Source organism: Amycolatopsis sp. PS_44_ISF1 (genome assembly GCF_032335455.1).
Lineage (GTDB): Bacteria > Actinomycetota > Actinomycetes > Mycobacteriales > Pseudonocardiaceae > Amycolatopsis.
On sequence record NZ_JANUXO010000002.1, the window covers coordinates 362,893 to 378,060 of the forward strand.

Consider the following 15,168-nt stretch of genomic DNA (forward strand, 5'->3'; position numbering starts at 1 on the left):
GTGACCGGCCGATCCGGGCTACCGTTGTCACCGAGCGTGAGTACGTTCCGGCCAGCGGCGGAGGTGCGCGGAATGCGGGCGATGTGGAAGGGCTCGGTCTCGTTCGGGCTGGTGAGCATCCCGATCCAGCTCTACGCGGCCACCGAGAACAAGAACGTCACGCTGCGCCAGGTGCACCAGGCCGACGGCGGGCGGATCCAGTACAAGCGGTTCTGCACGGTGGACGGCCAGGAGGTGCCCTACGCCGAGATCGCGAAGGGCTACGAACTGCCCGACGGCGAGATGGTGGTGCTCACCGACGCCGACCTGGCCGCGCTGCCGCTGTCCACCCAGCGCACCATCGACGTGCTCGAGTTCGTGCCGCTGGAGTCGGTCGACCCGATCCAGTTCGACCGCACCTACTACCTGGAGCCGCAGAAGAACGCGGTGAAGCCGTACCTGGTGCTGCGGGACGCGCTGCACAAGGCGAGCCACGTGGCGGTGGCCAAGGTGGCGGTGCGGCAGCGCGAGAGCCTGGCCCTGCTGCGCGTGCACGGCGACGTGCTGGTGATGACCACCATGCTGTGGCCGGACGAGGTGCGCACCCCGGACTTCCCGTTCCTGCGCGAGGACCCGCCCCCGGTGCGCCCGCAGGAGCTGACCATGGCCGGCTCCCTGATCGATTCGCTGGCCGAGCCGGTGTTCGAGTCCGAAAAGTACTCCGACCACTACCGCGAGACCCTCGAAGCGATGATCGAGGAGAAGGTGGCCGGCAACGAGACGGCCAAGCCCGGCGCGGCCGGCGCGAAAGCCGACGTGCTCGACCTGATGGCCGCGCTGGAGGCGAGTGTTTCGGCGGCGAAGAAGACCCGCAAACCGGGCAAGGCGGCCGGGGAAGAACCCGCCGGGCCGGTCGAGAGCAAGGCTGCCGCGAAGAAGCCGCCCGCCCGCTCCCGGCGGCCGAAGAGCGCCTGAACCCGGCTCGCCCGCGTGGTCGGGGAGCACCTCGGTCCTGATCACCGGACCGGGCGAGGGCGACACGCCGCCGGTATGCCGCGCTCCGGCCCTTCCCGGTGATACCAAGGGAACGTCCGATGAGAAACCCCTGCTCGGGGACGACCCCGGCATCATCGCGGAAGGCGGCGTGGGCATGGAGTGCGCGTTCTGCACCAGCGGCATCGACCACTGTCACGGAACCCTGATCGTTCACCCCGACGGCGGCTTCGCCGAGTGCGCCGAAGCCGGCTGCACGGATCTGGACCGGATCCGCCACGGGCTGATCATCGACTGCCAGACCCTCGATCGCGGCTGCTCGTGCGTGCTGCCCGCCGAGCGGCCGGCGGTGTTCCAGCACGCTTCCTGAGCCCTCCCGCGGCCCGGAAACCACCCCAGCCCCCTCACCCGCGCACACCGGGGGAGGGGGCTGGGGCGATGACCGGTCCGGTCCGGAAATCCTTACCCGATCGTGTAAACAGTTGTGTACATCCGGCTTGACGATGTGCTAACACTAACGGGGTCCTTCGGCTCTCCCTCCCCCTCGGAGCCGGAGGACCCTTTTCGTCGGCGGACGGCCGGGCGGGGAGCAGGACCGGTGCTCAGAACCAGTGCGCGCGCCCGCCGATGCGCCGGCCGGTGCTGCCGACCACGGCCAGCACCACGCCCACCACGGCGAGGACGATTCCGATGGTCCACAGGATCGGAATGCTCGCGACGAATCCGATGATCAGCAGGATGATTCCGAGGACAATCACGGTCAGCACTCTCCTTCGCGCGCCCGCCCCGCCCGGCGACCTGCCCGGCTATCAGCGCGTCCACCAGGGGAATGGCCTTTTCCGCGAGCGGTGAAACGGTGCGATCGGCGCATTGCGGCTCGCGTTCGGCGCAATGCGGCGGCGGGACGCGGCGGGGTCCGCCGCGTCCCGCCGCCGGTGGCTCAGTACCGGTAGTGGTCCAGTTTGTACGGGCCTTCCACGCTCACCCCGACGTACTCGGCCTGCTCCTTGGTCAGCTTGGTCAGCCGGACGCCGAGCGCGTCCAGGTGCAGCCGCGCGACCTTCTCGTCGAGGTGCTTCGGCAGCCGGTGCACGCCGACCGGGTACTCACCCGGCTTGGTGAACAGCTCGATCTGCGCGATCACCTGGTTCGCGAACGAGTTCGACATGACGAACGACGGGTGCCCGGTCGCGTTGCCGAGGTTCATCAGCCGCCCCTCGGACAGCACGATGATCGAATGCGGCCCGATGCGCCGGGAGCCCGTCTCCGAATCCCCGGCGGACGCGGTTTCCGGGAAGCGCCACTCGTGCACCTGCGGCTTGATCTCGAACCTGGTGATGCCGGGGACCTTGGCCAGACCGGCCATGTCGATTTCGTGGTCGAAGTGCCCGACGTTGGCGACGATCGCGTTGTGCTTCATCCGCGCCATCTGGGCCGCGGAGACGACGCCGAGGTTGCCGGTGGTGGTGAGGAAGATGTCGCCGCGCTCGACCACGTCGTCCAGCTCGACCACTTCCAGGCCCTCCATCGCCGCCTGGAGCGCGCAGATCGGGTCGATCTCGGTGACCACCACGCGCGCGCCCTGCCCGCGCAGTGCTTCGACCGCGCCCTTGCCGACGTCGCCGTATCCGCAGACCACGGCGAGCTTGCCGCCGATCATCACGTCGGTGGCCCGGTTCAGCCCGTCCACCAGCGAGTGCCGGATGCCGTACTTGTTGTCGAACTTGGACTTCGTCACCGAGTCGTTGACGTTCATCGCCGGGAACAGCAGTTCCCCTTCGGTGGCGAGCTTGTAGAGCCGCTTGACGCCGTTGGTGGTCTCCTCGGTGACGCCGCGGACCTCACCGGCGATCCGGGTGAACCGCTGCGGGTCCCCGGCCAGGCTTTCGGCCAGCGTCCGCCGGACGATCGCGTGCTCCTCCGGATCGTCCGGCCCCGGCTGCGGCACCACGCCCGCCGCCTCGAACCGCACTCCTTCGTGGAGCAGCATGGTGGCGTCGCCGCCGTCGTCGAGCAGCATGGTGGGGGACTGGCCGCCGGCGAACCGGAACAGCCGGTCGGTGCACCACCAGTACTCGTCCAGGGTTTCGCCCTTCCAGGCGAACACCGGCGTGCCCTCGGGCCGCTCGGGCGTGCCGCCGGGGCCGACCACCACGGCGGCCGCGGCCTCGTCCTGGGTGGAGAAGATGTTGCAGGACACCCAGCGCACCTCGGCGCCGAGCGCGACCAGGGTTTCGATCAGCACGGCGGTCTGCACGGTCATGTGCAGCGAGCCGGCGATGCGGGCGCCCTTCAGCGGCTGGGCTCCGGCGAACTCGCGGCGGATCGCCATCAGGCCGGGCATCTCGTGCTCGGCCAGGCGCAGCTGCGTGCGGCCCGCCTCGGCCAGCGTGAGGTCGGCCACGGCGAACTCGACGCCGTTGCGGTTCTGCAGGGTGGGACTCATCTCGGCTGCTCACTTCCTCGGGAATTGAAGGGGCACAACGATTTCCGGGCACGGGGTTTTCCGGGCACCGGGGTTTCCGGCTACCGGGGTTTTGCGGGCACCACGGAGCACGGCGCCACCGGTGGTGACGCCGGGGCGGGCCCGGGGGGATCAGCGGGCGCGGACGCGGTCCGGCGCGGGGCATTGCCCGGTGGCCAGCAAAAGGGCCGGCAAAGGGGCCGACGGAGTGGCCGGAAAAGAGACCGGTAAAAGGGCCGACAAAAAAAGCGCCTCCTTCGCAGGAGGCGCCCTTCTCTCGGTGATCGTGGGCCGAGCGTGGCGGGATCGCGGACCCCGTCGCAGCGCCTCTCGGCCCCGAACGCGCCCGGACGGGCGCAGCAGGATTTCGGTTCCCACTCTGGCAAGCGGCCCGCGGCGCTGTCAAGCGGGCCGGGGGATCACCGGGGTGGCAGGTCGATCTCGGTGTGCCGGGTCGCGAGGGTGCCGGCCAGCTCGGCCAGCTTCACGTTGAGGTCCTGGGAGGTGCGGCGCAGGAGGTCGAACGCCTCGTCCGCGCCGATTCCGCGGTGCTGCATCAGGATTCCCTTGGCCTGGCCGATCACGTCCCGGGAATCGATGGCCTCCCGCAGGTGGGCCTCCTGCATCCCGGCCAGGTCGCGGGCCCGGGTGGTGGCCAGCGCGAGCGAGCCGTGGGTCGCCGGGAGCAACGCGATGTCGCGGTCCTGCGGGGTCAGGGCGGCGCGCTCGCGGGCGTAGACGTTGAGGGCGCCGGAAAGCTCCGGCGGGCGCGCGTCGGGCAGCAGCGCGGTGGCGAGCACCGAGCCCATGCCGAGCGCCGCCGCGGCCGGGCCGAAGCCCGGCCATTCGATGCCCCGCGCGAGGTCCTGGCTCTCGGCGTGGGCGGGACCGTCCGGGTGGGCGGCGCTGACGCACGGGCCTTCGCCCAGCCGGTACTGGATCCGGTCGAGCCGGGCGGCGATGCCCTCGGTCTCGACCGGGGTGGAGAAGGCGCCGTCCGGTCCGCGCAGGGTGATGCTGACGACCGCCGCGCCGGGGATCAGCCGGACGGCGGCGATGACGAGCTGCTGCATCGCCTCGCCGACCGTGTCCGCGGCCAGCAGGGTCCGGGTCAGCCGGCCGAATTCGTCCCCGAGCACCGCCAGCCGGTCCTCCGGCGCGCGGGCGGGCAGCGTCGCGTTCTGCTCGTCGATGGTCACCGAGACGGGTACCCCGCCGCCGAGGCCGGCGAAACAGGATGCGCTTCATCGCGGGAAGACCGCGCGCACGCCCAGAAGCCGTACGGGGCGGCCCAGCTCGAACCGGCCGAGCACCTCGCGGGCTGCCCGCCCGATGGCCTCGGCGTCGGCCGTCGGCTCGGGCAGGGTCAGGCCGTGGGTGTGGGTGTGGAACGGGGCGAAGCGGACCTTCACCTCCACCCGCGCCGCCGGGCGCCCCTCGGCCGCGACGTCCTCGGCGACCCGGCGGGCCAGAACCCCGATCTGCTCGGCGATCGCGTCCCCGTCGGTGAGATCGGCCGGGAACGTGGTCTCACGGCTGCGCGAACGGGCGGCGGAGGGCGTGGCGGTGACCTCGGCGTCCCCGATGCCGCCGGCCAGCAGCCGGTACCACGGGCCGAGCCGGGGACCGAACCGCGCGGCCAGCCCGGCCGGGTCGGCCCCGGCCAGCTCCAGCACGGTCGTCCACCCCTCGGCTTCGAGCTTCCTGGCCGTCTTGCGGCCGATGCCCCACAGCGCGTCGACCGGCCGCTCGGCCATCACCTCCCACCAGTTCGCCCGCGTCAGCCGGAACACCCCGGCCGGCTTGGCGAACCCGGTGGCGAGCTTGGCGCGCAGCTTGTTGTCCCCGACGCCGACCGAGCAGGACAGCCCGGTCGCTTCGGCCACCCCGCGCCGCACCCCGGCTGCGAACGCCTCCGGTTCGGCGGTGTCCACCCCGAGGAACGCCTCGTCCCAGCCGAGCACTTCGACCACCACCGGGAACTCGCGCAGCCGCGCCATCACGCGGTCGGAGACCTCCTGGTACGCGGGCGGGTCGCTGGGGAGGAAGACCGCTTCGGGACAGCGTTTCGCGGCCAGCCGCAACGGCATCCCCGAGTGCACGCCGAACTCGCGGGCTTCGTAGGAGGCGGTGGCCACGACCGCGCGCCCGGCCGGGTCGCCGTGGCCGCCCACCACCACCGGGCGCCCGCGCAGCTCCGGGTGCCGAGCCACCTCGACCGCGGCGATGAACTGGTCGAGATCGACGTGCAGAACCCACTCGGACACCGGGCCAGTGTGCGCGGGAGCGGCCCGGCCCGCGACCCCGCGGGCGCCCCGGCCGGGTCTTCAGCGCCGGTGGTGGCCCCGGACCAGGTGCGCGGTCACCCCACCGGCCGCGGCGAGCAGCGCGCACAGCGTGAGCGCGGGACTGGCCGTGGCGAGCCCGGCGACGAGCAGCACGCCCGCGGTGACGTCGAACGTCACCAGCAGGGTCGTGAGGAACCGGCGGGAGCGGGTGGGCCGCCCCTCGCGCAATGCGGCCGCCAGCTCCGGGTCGCTGGCCTCGAACCAGCGCTCGATCTTTTCCAGCTCGCGGCGATCATGGTGACTGAGCACGGGAATCTCCTTCGCACCGGCCGGCGCCGCTGACCGGATTCCCCGGACCGGATCCGGCCAATCACGTCACCGGTGGTTCACCTGGCCGTCGCAAACCGTATAACGCCCTATACCGCGGCTCGGTGACCGTCCGGCGGTCATGACCGGGCACAGTGGACACTTGATCGGCCGGTCGGGCGAACCGGCCGTGACGCTCATCGAGCCGCCGGGTGACCGCCCGCGGATGGTCCCGGCCCGGGGGGATGCCGTATCGTCACTGCGAGTCACGCCAGAGGGCCGGGCCACGCCGAGGGGAGCGTCGGTGCAGGGTGACCAGCGGATCGCCGGGCGGTATCGGCTGCTGGGCCGGGCCGGCACCGGAGGCATGGGCGTGGTCTGGCGGGCCCGCGACGAGCGGCTCGACCGGGTGGTGGCCCTCAAGCAGGCCCGCCGGTCCGACGCGGTGAGCGGCCGCACGCTGCGCCGCGAAGCCCGCCTCGCCGCCGGCCTGCGGCACCCGAACGTCGTCGCCTTCCACGAAGTCGTGACCGAGGGCGACGAACTGTGGATCGTGATGGAGTACGTGCCCTCGCGCAGCCTGGCCGAGGTCCTCGCCGCCGAGGGCCCGCTGCCGGCGCGCACCGTGGCCGGGATCGGCGTGCAGGTGGCCGCCGCGCTGGCCGCGGTGCACGAACGCGGCATCGTGCACCGCGACGTCAAACCCGGCAACGTGCTGATCACCGACGAGGGCCTGGCCAAGCTCACCGACTTCGGCCTTTCGCGATCGGTCCGCGCCGACGAGACGATCACCGACTCGCCGCTGATCGGCGGCACCCCCGGCTACCTCGCGCCGGAAGTCGCCCAGGGCCATCCGCCGACCGCCGCTTCGGACGTCTTTTCCTTGGGTGCCACGCTTTTCTCCGCGGTCGAGGGCACGCCCCCGTTCGGCGGCGGCAACGAGTACGCCACCATCCGGAAGGCGGCCGAAGGTCCGGTGCCGCAGGCCCGCAACGCCGGCGTCCTGGCCTCGGTGCTGAGCGCGCTGATGGCGTTCGCCCCGGCCGAGCGGCCCACCGCGAGCGTGGCCCGCGAGCTGCTGGCCGGTGGCCTGGAAGGACTTCCGTCCGCGCCGTCGCCCCGCCGGCGGCCCGGCCCGCGCCTCCGCCGCGCCGTGGTCGCCGGGGCGGTGCCGGTCGTCGTGGTGGTGCTCGCCGCGGCGTTCCTGTTGTTCGCGCGCACCCGCGACACCCCGGCTCCGCCCGCCGTGCCGGTGAAGCCCGCGGTGCTGGGCATCGGCGGGAACCCGGTCGAAGCCGATCCGTGCCGGCTGGTCGACGCAACGCCGCTGAAGGCGTTCGGCCCGGCCGCGGTCGACCCGGACTACGGCAACTTCGACCGTTGCGACGTGATCATCCCGCGCGGCGCGGGCCGCGACGGCGAGGAGCGTCAGGCCGACGTGAAGGTCGAGCTGCTGGACCCGTCCGGTGACGGCGCACCGGCCGGCCGCCGCACCCGCTCGGGCCCGTTCGCCGTGTTCGGCGATCCGGCGCAGGACGGCGCGTGCACCCGGCTGGTGCAACTGCAGGACCGGTACCTGGTGCGCATCGAGGTCGAGGACGACCAGGGGGACGACCTCGACGTGTGCCGGGTGGCCGACCTCGCCGTCGCCTCGGCCACGGAGGTGCTCGCCGCCGCGGGCGTGCCGACGCGTTCCACGCCGTACCCGGCGGCTTCGCTGGCCCGGCTGAACGCGTGCGCGCTGCTGGACCCGGCCGGGCTCGCCGGGGCCGCCGGGGTCACCGCACCGGTGCGGGTGCGGCCCGGGTTCGGCCACTGGAGCTGCGATTGGGACAGCGACACGGTCACCCGCGCGGTCACCGTGATGTTCGACCGCGACCAGCCGCCGGGGCCGGATTCGGGGCGGCTGGCGCGCGTCGCGGGCCGCGAGGTCCACACCAGCATCGACGACTTCGCCCCCGAGACCTGCCAGGCCCTGCTGGTGTACCGGCAGTACACCGACGCCCAGGGCGAGGCCGCGGTCGAGCAGATCAAGGTGGTCGTGCACGGCGACCCGCCCTCGTCCCGGCTCTGCACCCCGGCCACCGCGCTGGCCGGCGACGTCGTCGCGAAGCTGCCGAAGCCGTGACCTCCCGGGGCGCCGAACCGCTGGGCGCCGACCACGGCAGCCTGGCCTTCGGGGTGCCCCCGGCGGTGCCCGGCACGGTGTTCGCCCTCGCCGTGACCGGCGGTGTCCGGATGCCCCCGCGCGACGGGCGGAGGGTCCTCTTCGGACGCAACCGCGAGGACGTGCACGTGTGCGTCGGCGAGGACGACCGGAAAGTCAGCCGCCGCCAGGGTTTCCTGCTGCGCCGCGAAGACTCGTGGTGGATGCGCAACACCGGGCGGCTGCCGATCCGCCTGCCCGGCGCGCGCCTGCTCTTCCCGGAGGAGGAGCCGGTGCCGCTGCCGGAGGGCTACACGGCGGTGTTCGTCCGCGGCTCGTCCGATCGCGAGCACCTGCTGGAGCTGTTCGTCGCGGGCGCGGACGGGCGAAGGCCGCGGTCGCGGCCGCAGGAGGTCACCGAGCCCCCGCGGATGTGGCGGCTGAGCCCGGAGGAACGGCTGGCGGTGGTGTCGCTGGCGCAGCGGTACCTGCTGCAGCAGCCGTACCCGCAGCCGATGGCCTGGCGCCAGGTCGCCGAGCAGCTCGCGGAGCTCGACCCGGCGGCGGGCTGGACGTCGAAGCGCGTGGAGCACCTCGTGGTGGGGGTTCGCGCCCGGCTGGCGCGCGCGGGCGTCGCGGGCCTGACGCGTGAGGAGGTCGGCGAGCCGGTGGGCAATTCCCTCAACGACAACCTGGTCAAGGAGCTGCTGCTGTCCACTTCGCTGGTGCCGCCGGACCTGGCCCTGCTGGAGGTCGACGAGGATCGCTGAGCCGGACGCGGGCGGGTGGAAAGGCGCCGGGCGGCCATCGGGAGCCCGCTGCGGGGCCGGTGAAGAGCGTCACACGGCCGACGGGTGCGGCTTCTCGTCCAACCGCGCCGCGAGGGTTTCCAGCGCCGCGCCGAAGGCGGCGAACTGCTCCGGACCCAGCGCGTCGACCACCAGCTCGGTGACCAGCCCGGCGTGCCCCGCGGCCGCCGCGCGCTGCTGTGACCAGCCGGTTTCGGTGAGGAAGGCGAGCACCCCGCGGTCGTCGGACTCGCACGAGCGGCGGCCGACCAGCCCCGCCTTCTCCAGCTGGCCGACCTGGTAGCTCAGCCCGCTCTTCGAAGTCAGCGCCGCGTCCGCGAGCTCGGTCATCCGCAGCGCGCCGCCGGCGGCGGCGAGGCGGGCGAGAACTTCGTACTGTGGGTGCGAAAGCCCCGCGTCGTCCCGCAGCCGCTGTTCGACGCGCCGGTCGAGCCGCGAGCTCACCTCCAGGAAGGCCTGCCAGGTCCGCCGCTCGCGTTCGGTGAGCCCTCGGGGTTCGGCCATGGGACCCAGGGTAACGCAGGTTGTTCCATTGTGAACAATATTGTAGGGTCGGCGGAGAAGTGGTTTGAATTTGAACCACCGGGTGGGAACGGAGCTGGTCGATGACCACGGTGGCAGCGGCGGAGGTGCGTACGCGGGTGCGGATCCCGCTGCGGTTCGACGGTGGCCCGGGCGCGCTCGGCGGTCACCCCGGCAGCTCCTTCGAAGGCGATCCGGCCCCGCTGGCGGTCGAGGCGGAAGCGGTCACCTTCCACGGCCTGTCCGACGGCCTGGAGCACCTGGCGTTCGTGCTCGGCGACCCCGGACCGGTCCCGTTGGTGCGCATGCACTCCGAGTGCCTGACCGGCGACGTGTTCGGCTCGGCCCGCTGCGACTGCGGCCCGCAGTTGCGCGAGTCGGTCGCCCGCATCTCCGAGACCGGCGGCTATCTGCTGTACCTGCGCCAGGAGGGCCGCGGCATCGGCCTGTACAACAAGCTCGACGCCTACGCCCTGCAGGACGGCGGTCTCGACACCTACGCGGCCAACGCCGCCCTCGGACTGCCCGAAGACGCCCGCGACTACACCGCCGCGGCCCAGATGCTGCTGGCCCTCGGCGTCACGCGAGCCGATCTGCTCTCCAACAATCCGGACAAAGCCGCCCAACTGGCCGAAGGCGGTGTCGCCGTGCGCGATCGCGTGCCCACCGGGGTGTTCGCGACCGAGACGAACGTCCGGTACCTGCGCGCGAAGGTCGAGCACACCGGGCACAGCCTCGCCCTGCCCGCCGGGCTGGGGCACATCGCCAGCTGAGCCGGCGGCGCGCGGTCCCGTCCCGCCCGGTCCCGTCCCGCCCGGTGTTTTCGGGCAACCTGCCGCGGTGCTCAGGCAGATGGTCGCGCCTGGGGTGCGGGTGCGCGACCGGGGCGATTAGCCTGGGGCGGGAAAGATCTTGATCAGTGTTGCCGGGCAGGAGTGTTTCGAATCGTGAGTAATCCGTTGGTCGCCCCGGTGAAGGATTCGACGACGGCGGCGTCGGGGGTGCCGTTGCTGGAGGATGCGACGGGGTTGAAGTCGGCGATCGAGAGCAAGAATTGGGCGGCGGTCGCGATTGGTGCGGTTGGTACTGCGCTGGATGTGCTGACTGCGGTGCTGGACCCGTTCGGGGCGATTTTCGCGGCGGGGGTGGGCTGGCTGATGGAGCACGTCGGTCCGTTGAAGGAGGCGTTGGACGCGCTGACCGGTAATGCGGATGAGATCGAGGCGCACGCTGAGACCTGGGCCAATGTGGCGAAGGAGCTCGAGGGTGTGGCCGCGGAGTTGTCCGATGTGGTGAAGAAGGATCTGCAGAGCTGGTCGGGTGACGCGGCGGATGCGTATCGGGCGCAGGCTGATGATGTGTCGAAGTTGATTTCCAGTGCGCAGAAGGGGTGTGAGGGTGCGGGCAGTGGGGTGAAGACGGCGGGGGAGATCGTGGCGGCGGTGCGGTCGCTGGTGCGGGACACGATCGCGGATTTGGTGGGGCATCTGATTTCGTGGGCGTTGCAGGTGGTGTTCACGCTGGGGATCGGGATGGCGTGGGTGGTGCCGCAGGTGGTGACGGCGGTGGCGAAGACGGCGTCGAAGATCACCAGTGTCACGACCAAGCTGGTGAAGGCGATGAAGGCGTTGATGCCGCTGCTGAAGAAGGCCGGTTCGTTGTTCGAGGACGCCGGGAAGGCGTTGAAGGGCCTCAAGGGCGGCAAGGTCAAGGCCCCGGAAAAGCCCAAGGACATCGAGGTGAAGCCGTCGGCGGACAAGCCCAAGCCCAAGGACGACGGGTCGACGACCACGGCCGGCGACCATTCCGGCCCCACGGGGGACCGGAGCGGCCCCGGTGGAGGCGACCACACCGTCCCCTCGGGCGACAAGAGCAGCCCGGACGGCGGTGGCTCGAGGGAGGGCCCGGGCCACGAAACCGGCGGCAGGAGCAGCGAGCCCGACTCCCGCACCGAGATCAGCAACTCCGACAGCTCCCGCCCCCGAGACCCGGAGACCGCCGGGCGGGACAAGGTGTGCAAGCCCGGCTCCGGCGACCCGGTGGACCCGGCGACCGGGGACATGTTCGATTCCCAGACCGACGTGCACATCGAGGCGGCGCTGGCGCTGATCCTGTCCCGCAGCCACATCTCCTCCTACCGGGCGGGCCGCTCGTTCGGCCGCACCTGGGCGTCCACTGTGGACCAGCGGCTGGAGTTCGACGCGGAGGGCGTGGTGTTCGCGGCCGAGGACGGGACGCTGCTGGTCTACCCCGAGCCGCCGGCGACGGGCAGCGAGGTGCAGCCGGTGGCCGGGCCGCGGTGGCCGCTGTCGCGCATCCCCGGGGGGTACCGGATCCGGCAGCCGCTGGCCCGCCAGTCCTTCCTCTTCGCGACGGCGGCCGACGGCCTCGCGCCGATCTCCGCCGTGGTGGACGCGAACGGGGACCGGATCGATTTCGACTACGGCCCCGGGCGGCAGCTCACCGGGATCCGGCACTCCGGCGGGCACCACATCGAAGTGACCGCCGAGGCCGGCCTGGTCACCGGGTTCCGGCTGCGCGACGGGGAGGAGACCATCCCACTCGTCCGCTTCTCCTACACCGATCGCCGGCTGACCGAGGTCCTCAACTCCTCCGGGCGCCCGATGCGCTACAGCTACGACCTCGCCGGCCGGGTCACCCGCTGGGAGGACCGCAACGGCCAGTGGCACGGGTACCACTACGACGCCGCGGGCCGGGTCGTGCGGACCGAAGGCTCGGGCGGCGCGCTCACCGGTGAGTGGGTCTACGAAGGCCCGGTGACCACCTACACCGACGCGGCCGGCCACGCCACGCGCATGGAGTTCAACGAGTCGCACCAGCTCGTCCGCGAAACCGACCCGCTCGGCCACGTCACCGTGTCGGAGTGGGACGAGTACAACCGGCTGCTCTCGCGCACCGACCCGCTGGGCCGTACCCACCGCTACGCCTACACCGAAACCGGCCGGCTGGCCGTGCTGACCCGGCCGGACGGCCGCCAGGAGCTGGCCGAATACGACGAGCACGACCGCCTCACCACCGTGGTCGAGGCGGACGGCGCGGTCTGGCACCACACCTACGACGAGCGCGGCTTCCCGGCCTCGTCCGTGGATCCCGCGGGCGGCCGGATCGAGTACGCCTTCGACGACCGCGGCCGGCTCACCGCGGTCACCGATCCGCTCGGCGGGGTGATCCGGGCCGAGAGCGACGCCGCGGGCCGGCCGCTGGCCGTCACCGACCGCCTGGGCGGCACCACGCGCTACACCCGCGACCAGCTCGGCCGCGTGGTCACCACCACCGGCCCGCTCGGCGAGCTGACCACGTTCCGGTGGACGGTGGAGGGCGGGCTGCGCTCGGTCACGCTGCCCGACGGCAGCACCGAGCAGTGGCGGTACGACGGGGAGGGCAACCAGGTCGAGCACGCCGACCCCCAGGGCCGGCTGACCCACACCGAGACCACGCACTTCGACCTGCCCGCCCGGCAGGTCCGCTCCGACGGCACCAGCCTGGAGTACGACTACGACCGGATGCTGCGGCTGAGCGCGGTCCGCGAACCGAACGGGATGAGCTGGCAGTTCCGCTACGACGCGGCCGGGCGCCTGGTCTCGGAAACGGACTTCGACGGCCGCGAGTCCCGCTACCGCTACGACGCGGCCGGTCAGCTCGTCGAGCAGGTGAACGCGGCGGGCGAGGTCACGCGGTACGTCCGGGACCTGCTCGGCAACGTGGTGGAGAAGCACACCGGGGACTCGGTCTCGACCTTCGAGTACGACCCGGCCGGGCGGCTGGTGCGCGCCGTCAACGCCGACGCCGAGGTGGTCATCGAGCGGGACGTGCTGGGCCAGGAGCTGCGCGAAACCGTCAACGGCCGGGTGCTGGAGTCCCGCTACGACGCCGCCGGCCGGCGGGTCTACCGGCGGACCCCGTCCGGTGCGGAGAGCTTCTGGGCCTACGACGCCGACCACCAGCCGACCGGGCTGCGCACGGGTGGGCGGACCCTGAGCTTCGGTACCGACCTGGCCGGCCGTGAGGTGGAGCGGCTGCTCGACACCGGCGTCGTGCTGGCCCAGCGGTGGGACGCGCGAAGTCGGCTGACCGAGCAGCACGTGTCCGCCGTCGCCGGCGGCGGGACCCAGGTGAAGCAGATCCAGCAGCGGCAGTACCGCTACCGCGCGGACGACAACGTGGAAGCCATCGAAGACCGGCTCGCCGGGAACCGCGCGTTCGACCTCGATGCCACCGGACGGGTGATCGGCGTGCGCGGTGCGGGCCGGTCCGAGCGCTACGCCTACGACCACGTGGGCAACGTGGTCGACGCCGCGTGGCCGGCCGCCGAGCCCGACGCCCAGGGCCCGCGCGAGTACCAGGGCACCCGGCTGCAGGCGGCGGGCGGGCTGGCCTACCGGTACGACGCGCTGGGCCGGGTGGTCACGCGGCAGCGCAAACGCCTGTCCCGCAAGCCCGACACCTGGCACTTCAGCTGGGGCGCCGGCGACCGGATGACCGGCGTGGTCACCCCCGACGGCACCCGCTGGCGCTACCGCTACGACGCCTTCGGCCGCCGCGTGTCGAAGCAGCGGCTCACCCCGGACGGCACGGGCGTCGCCGAGCAGATCGACTTCACCTGGGACGACGTCACCCTGGTGGAGCAGGTGCACGACGGGCGCCACGCCACCACCTGGAACCACCGGGAGCGGGCCGGGGTCCCGATCACCCAGGCCGAACGGGTGCGCACCGGGGCGGCGGAGTGGGTGGACGGGGAGTTCTACTCGATCGTCACCGACCTGATCGGCACCCCGACGGAGCTGGTGGACGTGCGGGGGAACCTGGTGTGGCAGGCGCGGTCCACGCTGTGGGGCGAGCCGCTGCCCGCGGCCGGTGGCCCGGCGGGCACGCCGTTGCGCTTCCCCGGCCAGTACTTCGACGCCGAGACCGGGCTGCACTACAACCTGCACCGGTACTACGACCCGGCCACGGCCCGGTTCACCAGCAACGACCCGCTCGGCCTGGCCCCGTCGCCGAACCCCGCGGCCTACGTGCCCAACCCGGTCACCTGGGCGGACCCGCTGGGCCTGACCGGCTCGCCGGGCGGGTGCGGTAGCGGCTCCCGCAACATCGTCTACCGCAACCTGCGGGACAAGGAGGACGACGGTGGCCCGGAGGACCCGAGGCTGGGGCTGGTGGCGAAAAACCCGATGAAGGGCAAGCTCCCCAACGGCGGCCCGATGCGCAAGGCCCCCAGCAAGGAGGCCAAGGAAACGGAGCACTACCCGCAGGGCGAGATCAACTACGACAAGCTGGGCGTTCCGTCCGGGCACGTCGGCAGCGGCAGCAAGAAGAACTTCGCGGACCGGTTCATCTCGACGACCAAAAGCCTGGAGGTGGCGGAGCAGTGGCGGCGGCCGGGACAGCGGATGGTCGCGATCGACCTCGACGTGCACCGGCGGGCCAACCCGGGCTTCGGCAACGTCATCGACGTCTCGACCAAGGAGGGGCAGGACTTCGCCACGAAGTGGTTCGGCGGCGGGTGGGGCATGCGGGCGGAGAACTACGGCAAGGACTCGCAGGAAGTCCTGCTGACCGGCACGGTGCCGGTGGACGCGATGTCGATGGTGCACCCCCGGCCGTGAACCGGCCCCCGGCGGCCACCGCGCAACGGTGGCC

The 15,168-nt window shown here is 72.4% G+C and carries 12 protein-coding genes; 6 read left to right on the forward strand and 6 right to left on the reverse strand.

What is annotated here, in order from left to right:
* Window positions 1–72: 72 nt before the first annotated feature.
* Both NYF13_RS16415 and NYF13_RS16420 read left to right on the forward strand, forming a co-directional pair.
* A complete protein-coding gene (locus NYF13_RS16415; RefSeq protein WP_315657833.1) occupies window positions 73–954 on the forward strand; it encodes a Ku protein in 882 nt (293 codons plus the stop codon).
* 175 nt (window positions 955–1,129) lie between these two features.
* A complete protein-coding gene (locus NYF13_RS16420) occupies window positions 1,130–1,342 on the forward strand; it encodes a hypothetical protein (RefSeq protein ID WP_315660335.1) in 213 nt (70 codons plus the stop codon).
* Between the two features lie 232 nt (window positions 1,343–1,574).
* Here the strand turns inward: NYF13_RS16420 and NYF13_RS16425 are convergent, their stop codons facing one another.
* The 5 genes from NYF13_RS16425 to NYF13_RS16445 all read right to left on the reverse strand — a co-directional run bounded on the left by NYF13_RS16425 (window position 1,575) and on the right by NYF13_RS16445 (window position 6,033).
* Window positions 1,575–1,730, reverse strand: a complete 156-nt coding sequence (locus tag NYF13_RS16425) for a DUF6131 family protein (protein WP_315657834.1) — start codon at window positions 1,728–1,730, stop codon at window positions 1,575–1,577.
* A 182-nt stretch (window positions 1,731–1,912) separates the two neighbouring features.
* Window positions 1,913–3,418, reverse strand: a complete 1,506-nt coding sequence (ahcY, locus tag NYF13_RS16430) for an adenosylhomocysteinase (protein WP_315657835.1) — start codon at window positions 3,416–3,418, stop codon at window positions 1,913–1,915.
* A gap of 437 nt (window positions 3,419–3,855) precedes the next feature.
* On the reverse strand, window positions 3,856–4,635 hold the full coding sequence (locus NYF13_RS16435; protein ID WP_315657836.1) for an ANTAR domain-containing protein: 780 nt from the start codon (window positions 4,633–4,635) through the stop codon (window positions 3,856–3,858).
* Window positions 4,636–4,680: 45 nt separating this feature from the next.
* Complete coding sequence (locus tag NYF13_RS16440; RefSeq protein WP_315657837.1) at window positions 4,681–5,703, reverse strand: DNA polymerase IV; 1,023 nt, start codon at window positions 5,701–5,703, stop codon at window positions 4,681–4,683.
* A 60-nt stretch (window positions 5,704–5,763) separates the two neighbouring features.
* Window positions 5,764–6,033 carry a DUF3040 domain-containing protein gene (locus NYF13_RS16445; protein ID WP_315657839.1) on the reverse strand — a complete coding sequence of 90 codons (270 nt, stop codon included), beginning with the start codon at window positions 6,031–6,033 and terminating at the stop codon, window positions 5,764–5,766.
* 301 nt (window positions 6,034–6,334) lie between these two features.
* On the opposite strand from NYF13_RS16445, the gene NYF13_RS16450 reads away from it, so the two are divergent.
* Together NYF13_RS16450 and NYF13_RS16455 are read left to right on the forward strand one after the other, a co-directional pair.
* Window positions 6,335–8,158 (forward strand): serine/threonine-protein kinase, encoded by a 1,824-nt coding sequence (locus NYF13_RS16450; RefSeq protein WP_315657840.1) that lies wholly within the window; start codon window positions 6,335–6,337, stop codon window positions 8,156–8,158.
* Window positions 8,155–8,946, forward strand: a complete 792-nt coding sequence (locus NYF13_RS16455) for an FHA domain-containing protein (protein ID WP_315657841.1) — start codon at window positions 8,155–8,157, stop codon at window positions 8,944–8,946. Before NYF13_RS16450 ends, NYF13_RS16455 begins: the two co-directional genes overlap by 4 nt.
* 69 nt (window positions 8,947–9,015) lie before the next feature.
* Here NYF13_RS16455 and NYF13_RS16460 read toward each other — a convergent pair whose 3' ends face one another.
* A complete protein-coding gene (locus NYF13_RS16460; protein WP_315657842.1) occupies window positions 9,016–9,489 on the reverse strand; it encodes a MarR family transcriptional regulator in 474 nt (157 codons plus the stop codon).
* Between the two features lie 101 nt (window positions 9,490–9,590).
* Between NYF13_RS16460 and ribA the strand changes: the two genes are divergently transcribed.
* Both ribA and NYF13_RS16470 read left to right on the forward strand, forming a co-directional pair.
* Window positions 9,591–10,280 (forward strand): GTP cyclohydrolase II, encoded by a 690-nt coding sequence (ribA, locus tag NYF13_RS16465; RefSeq protein ID WP_315657843.1) that lies wholly within the window; start codon window positions 9,591–9,593, stop codon window positions 10,278–10,280.
* A 174-nt stretch (window positions 10,281–10,454) separates the two neighbouring features.
* The gene (locus NYF13_RS16470) at window positions 10,455–15,134 is read left to right on the forward strand and encodes an RHS repeat-associated core domain-containing protein (RefSeq protein WP_315657845.1); all 4,680 of its coding nucleotides are present in this window, start codon (window positions 10,455–10,457) and stop codon (window positions 15,132–15,134) included.
* Window positions 15,135–15,168: the final 34 nt, after the last annotated feature.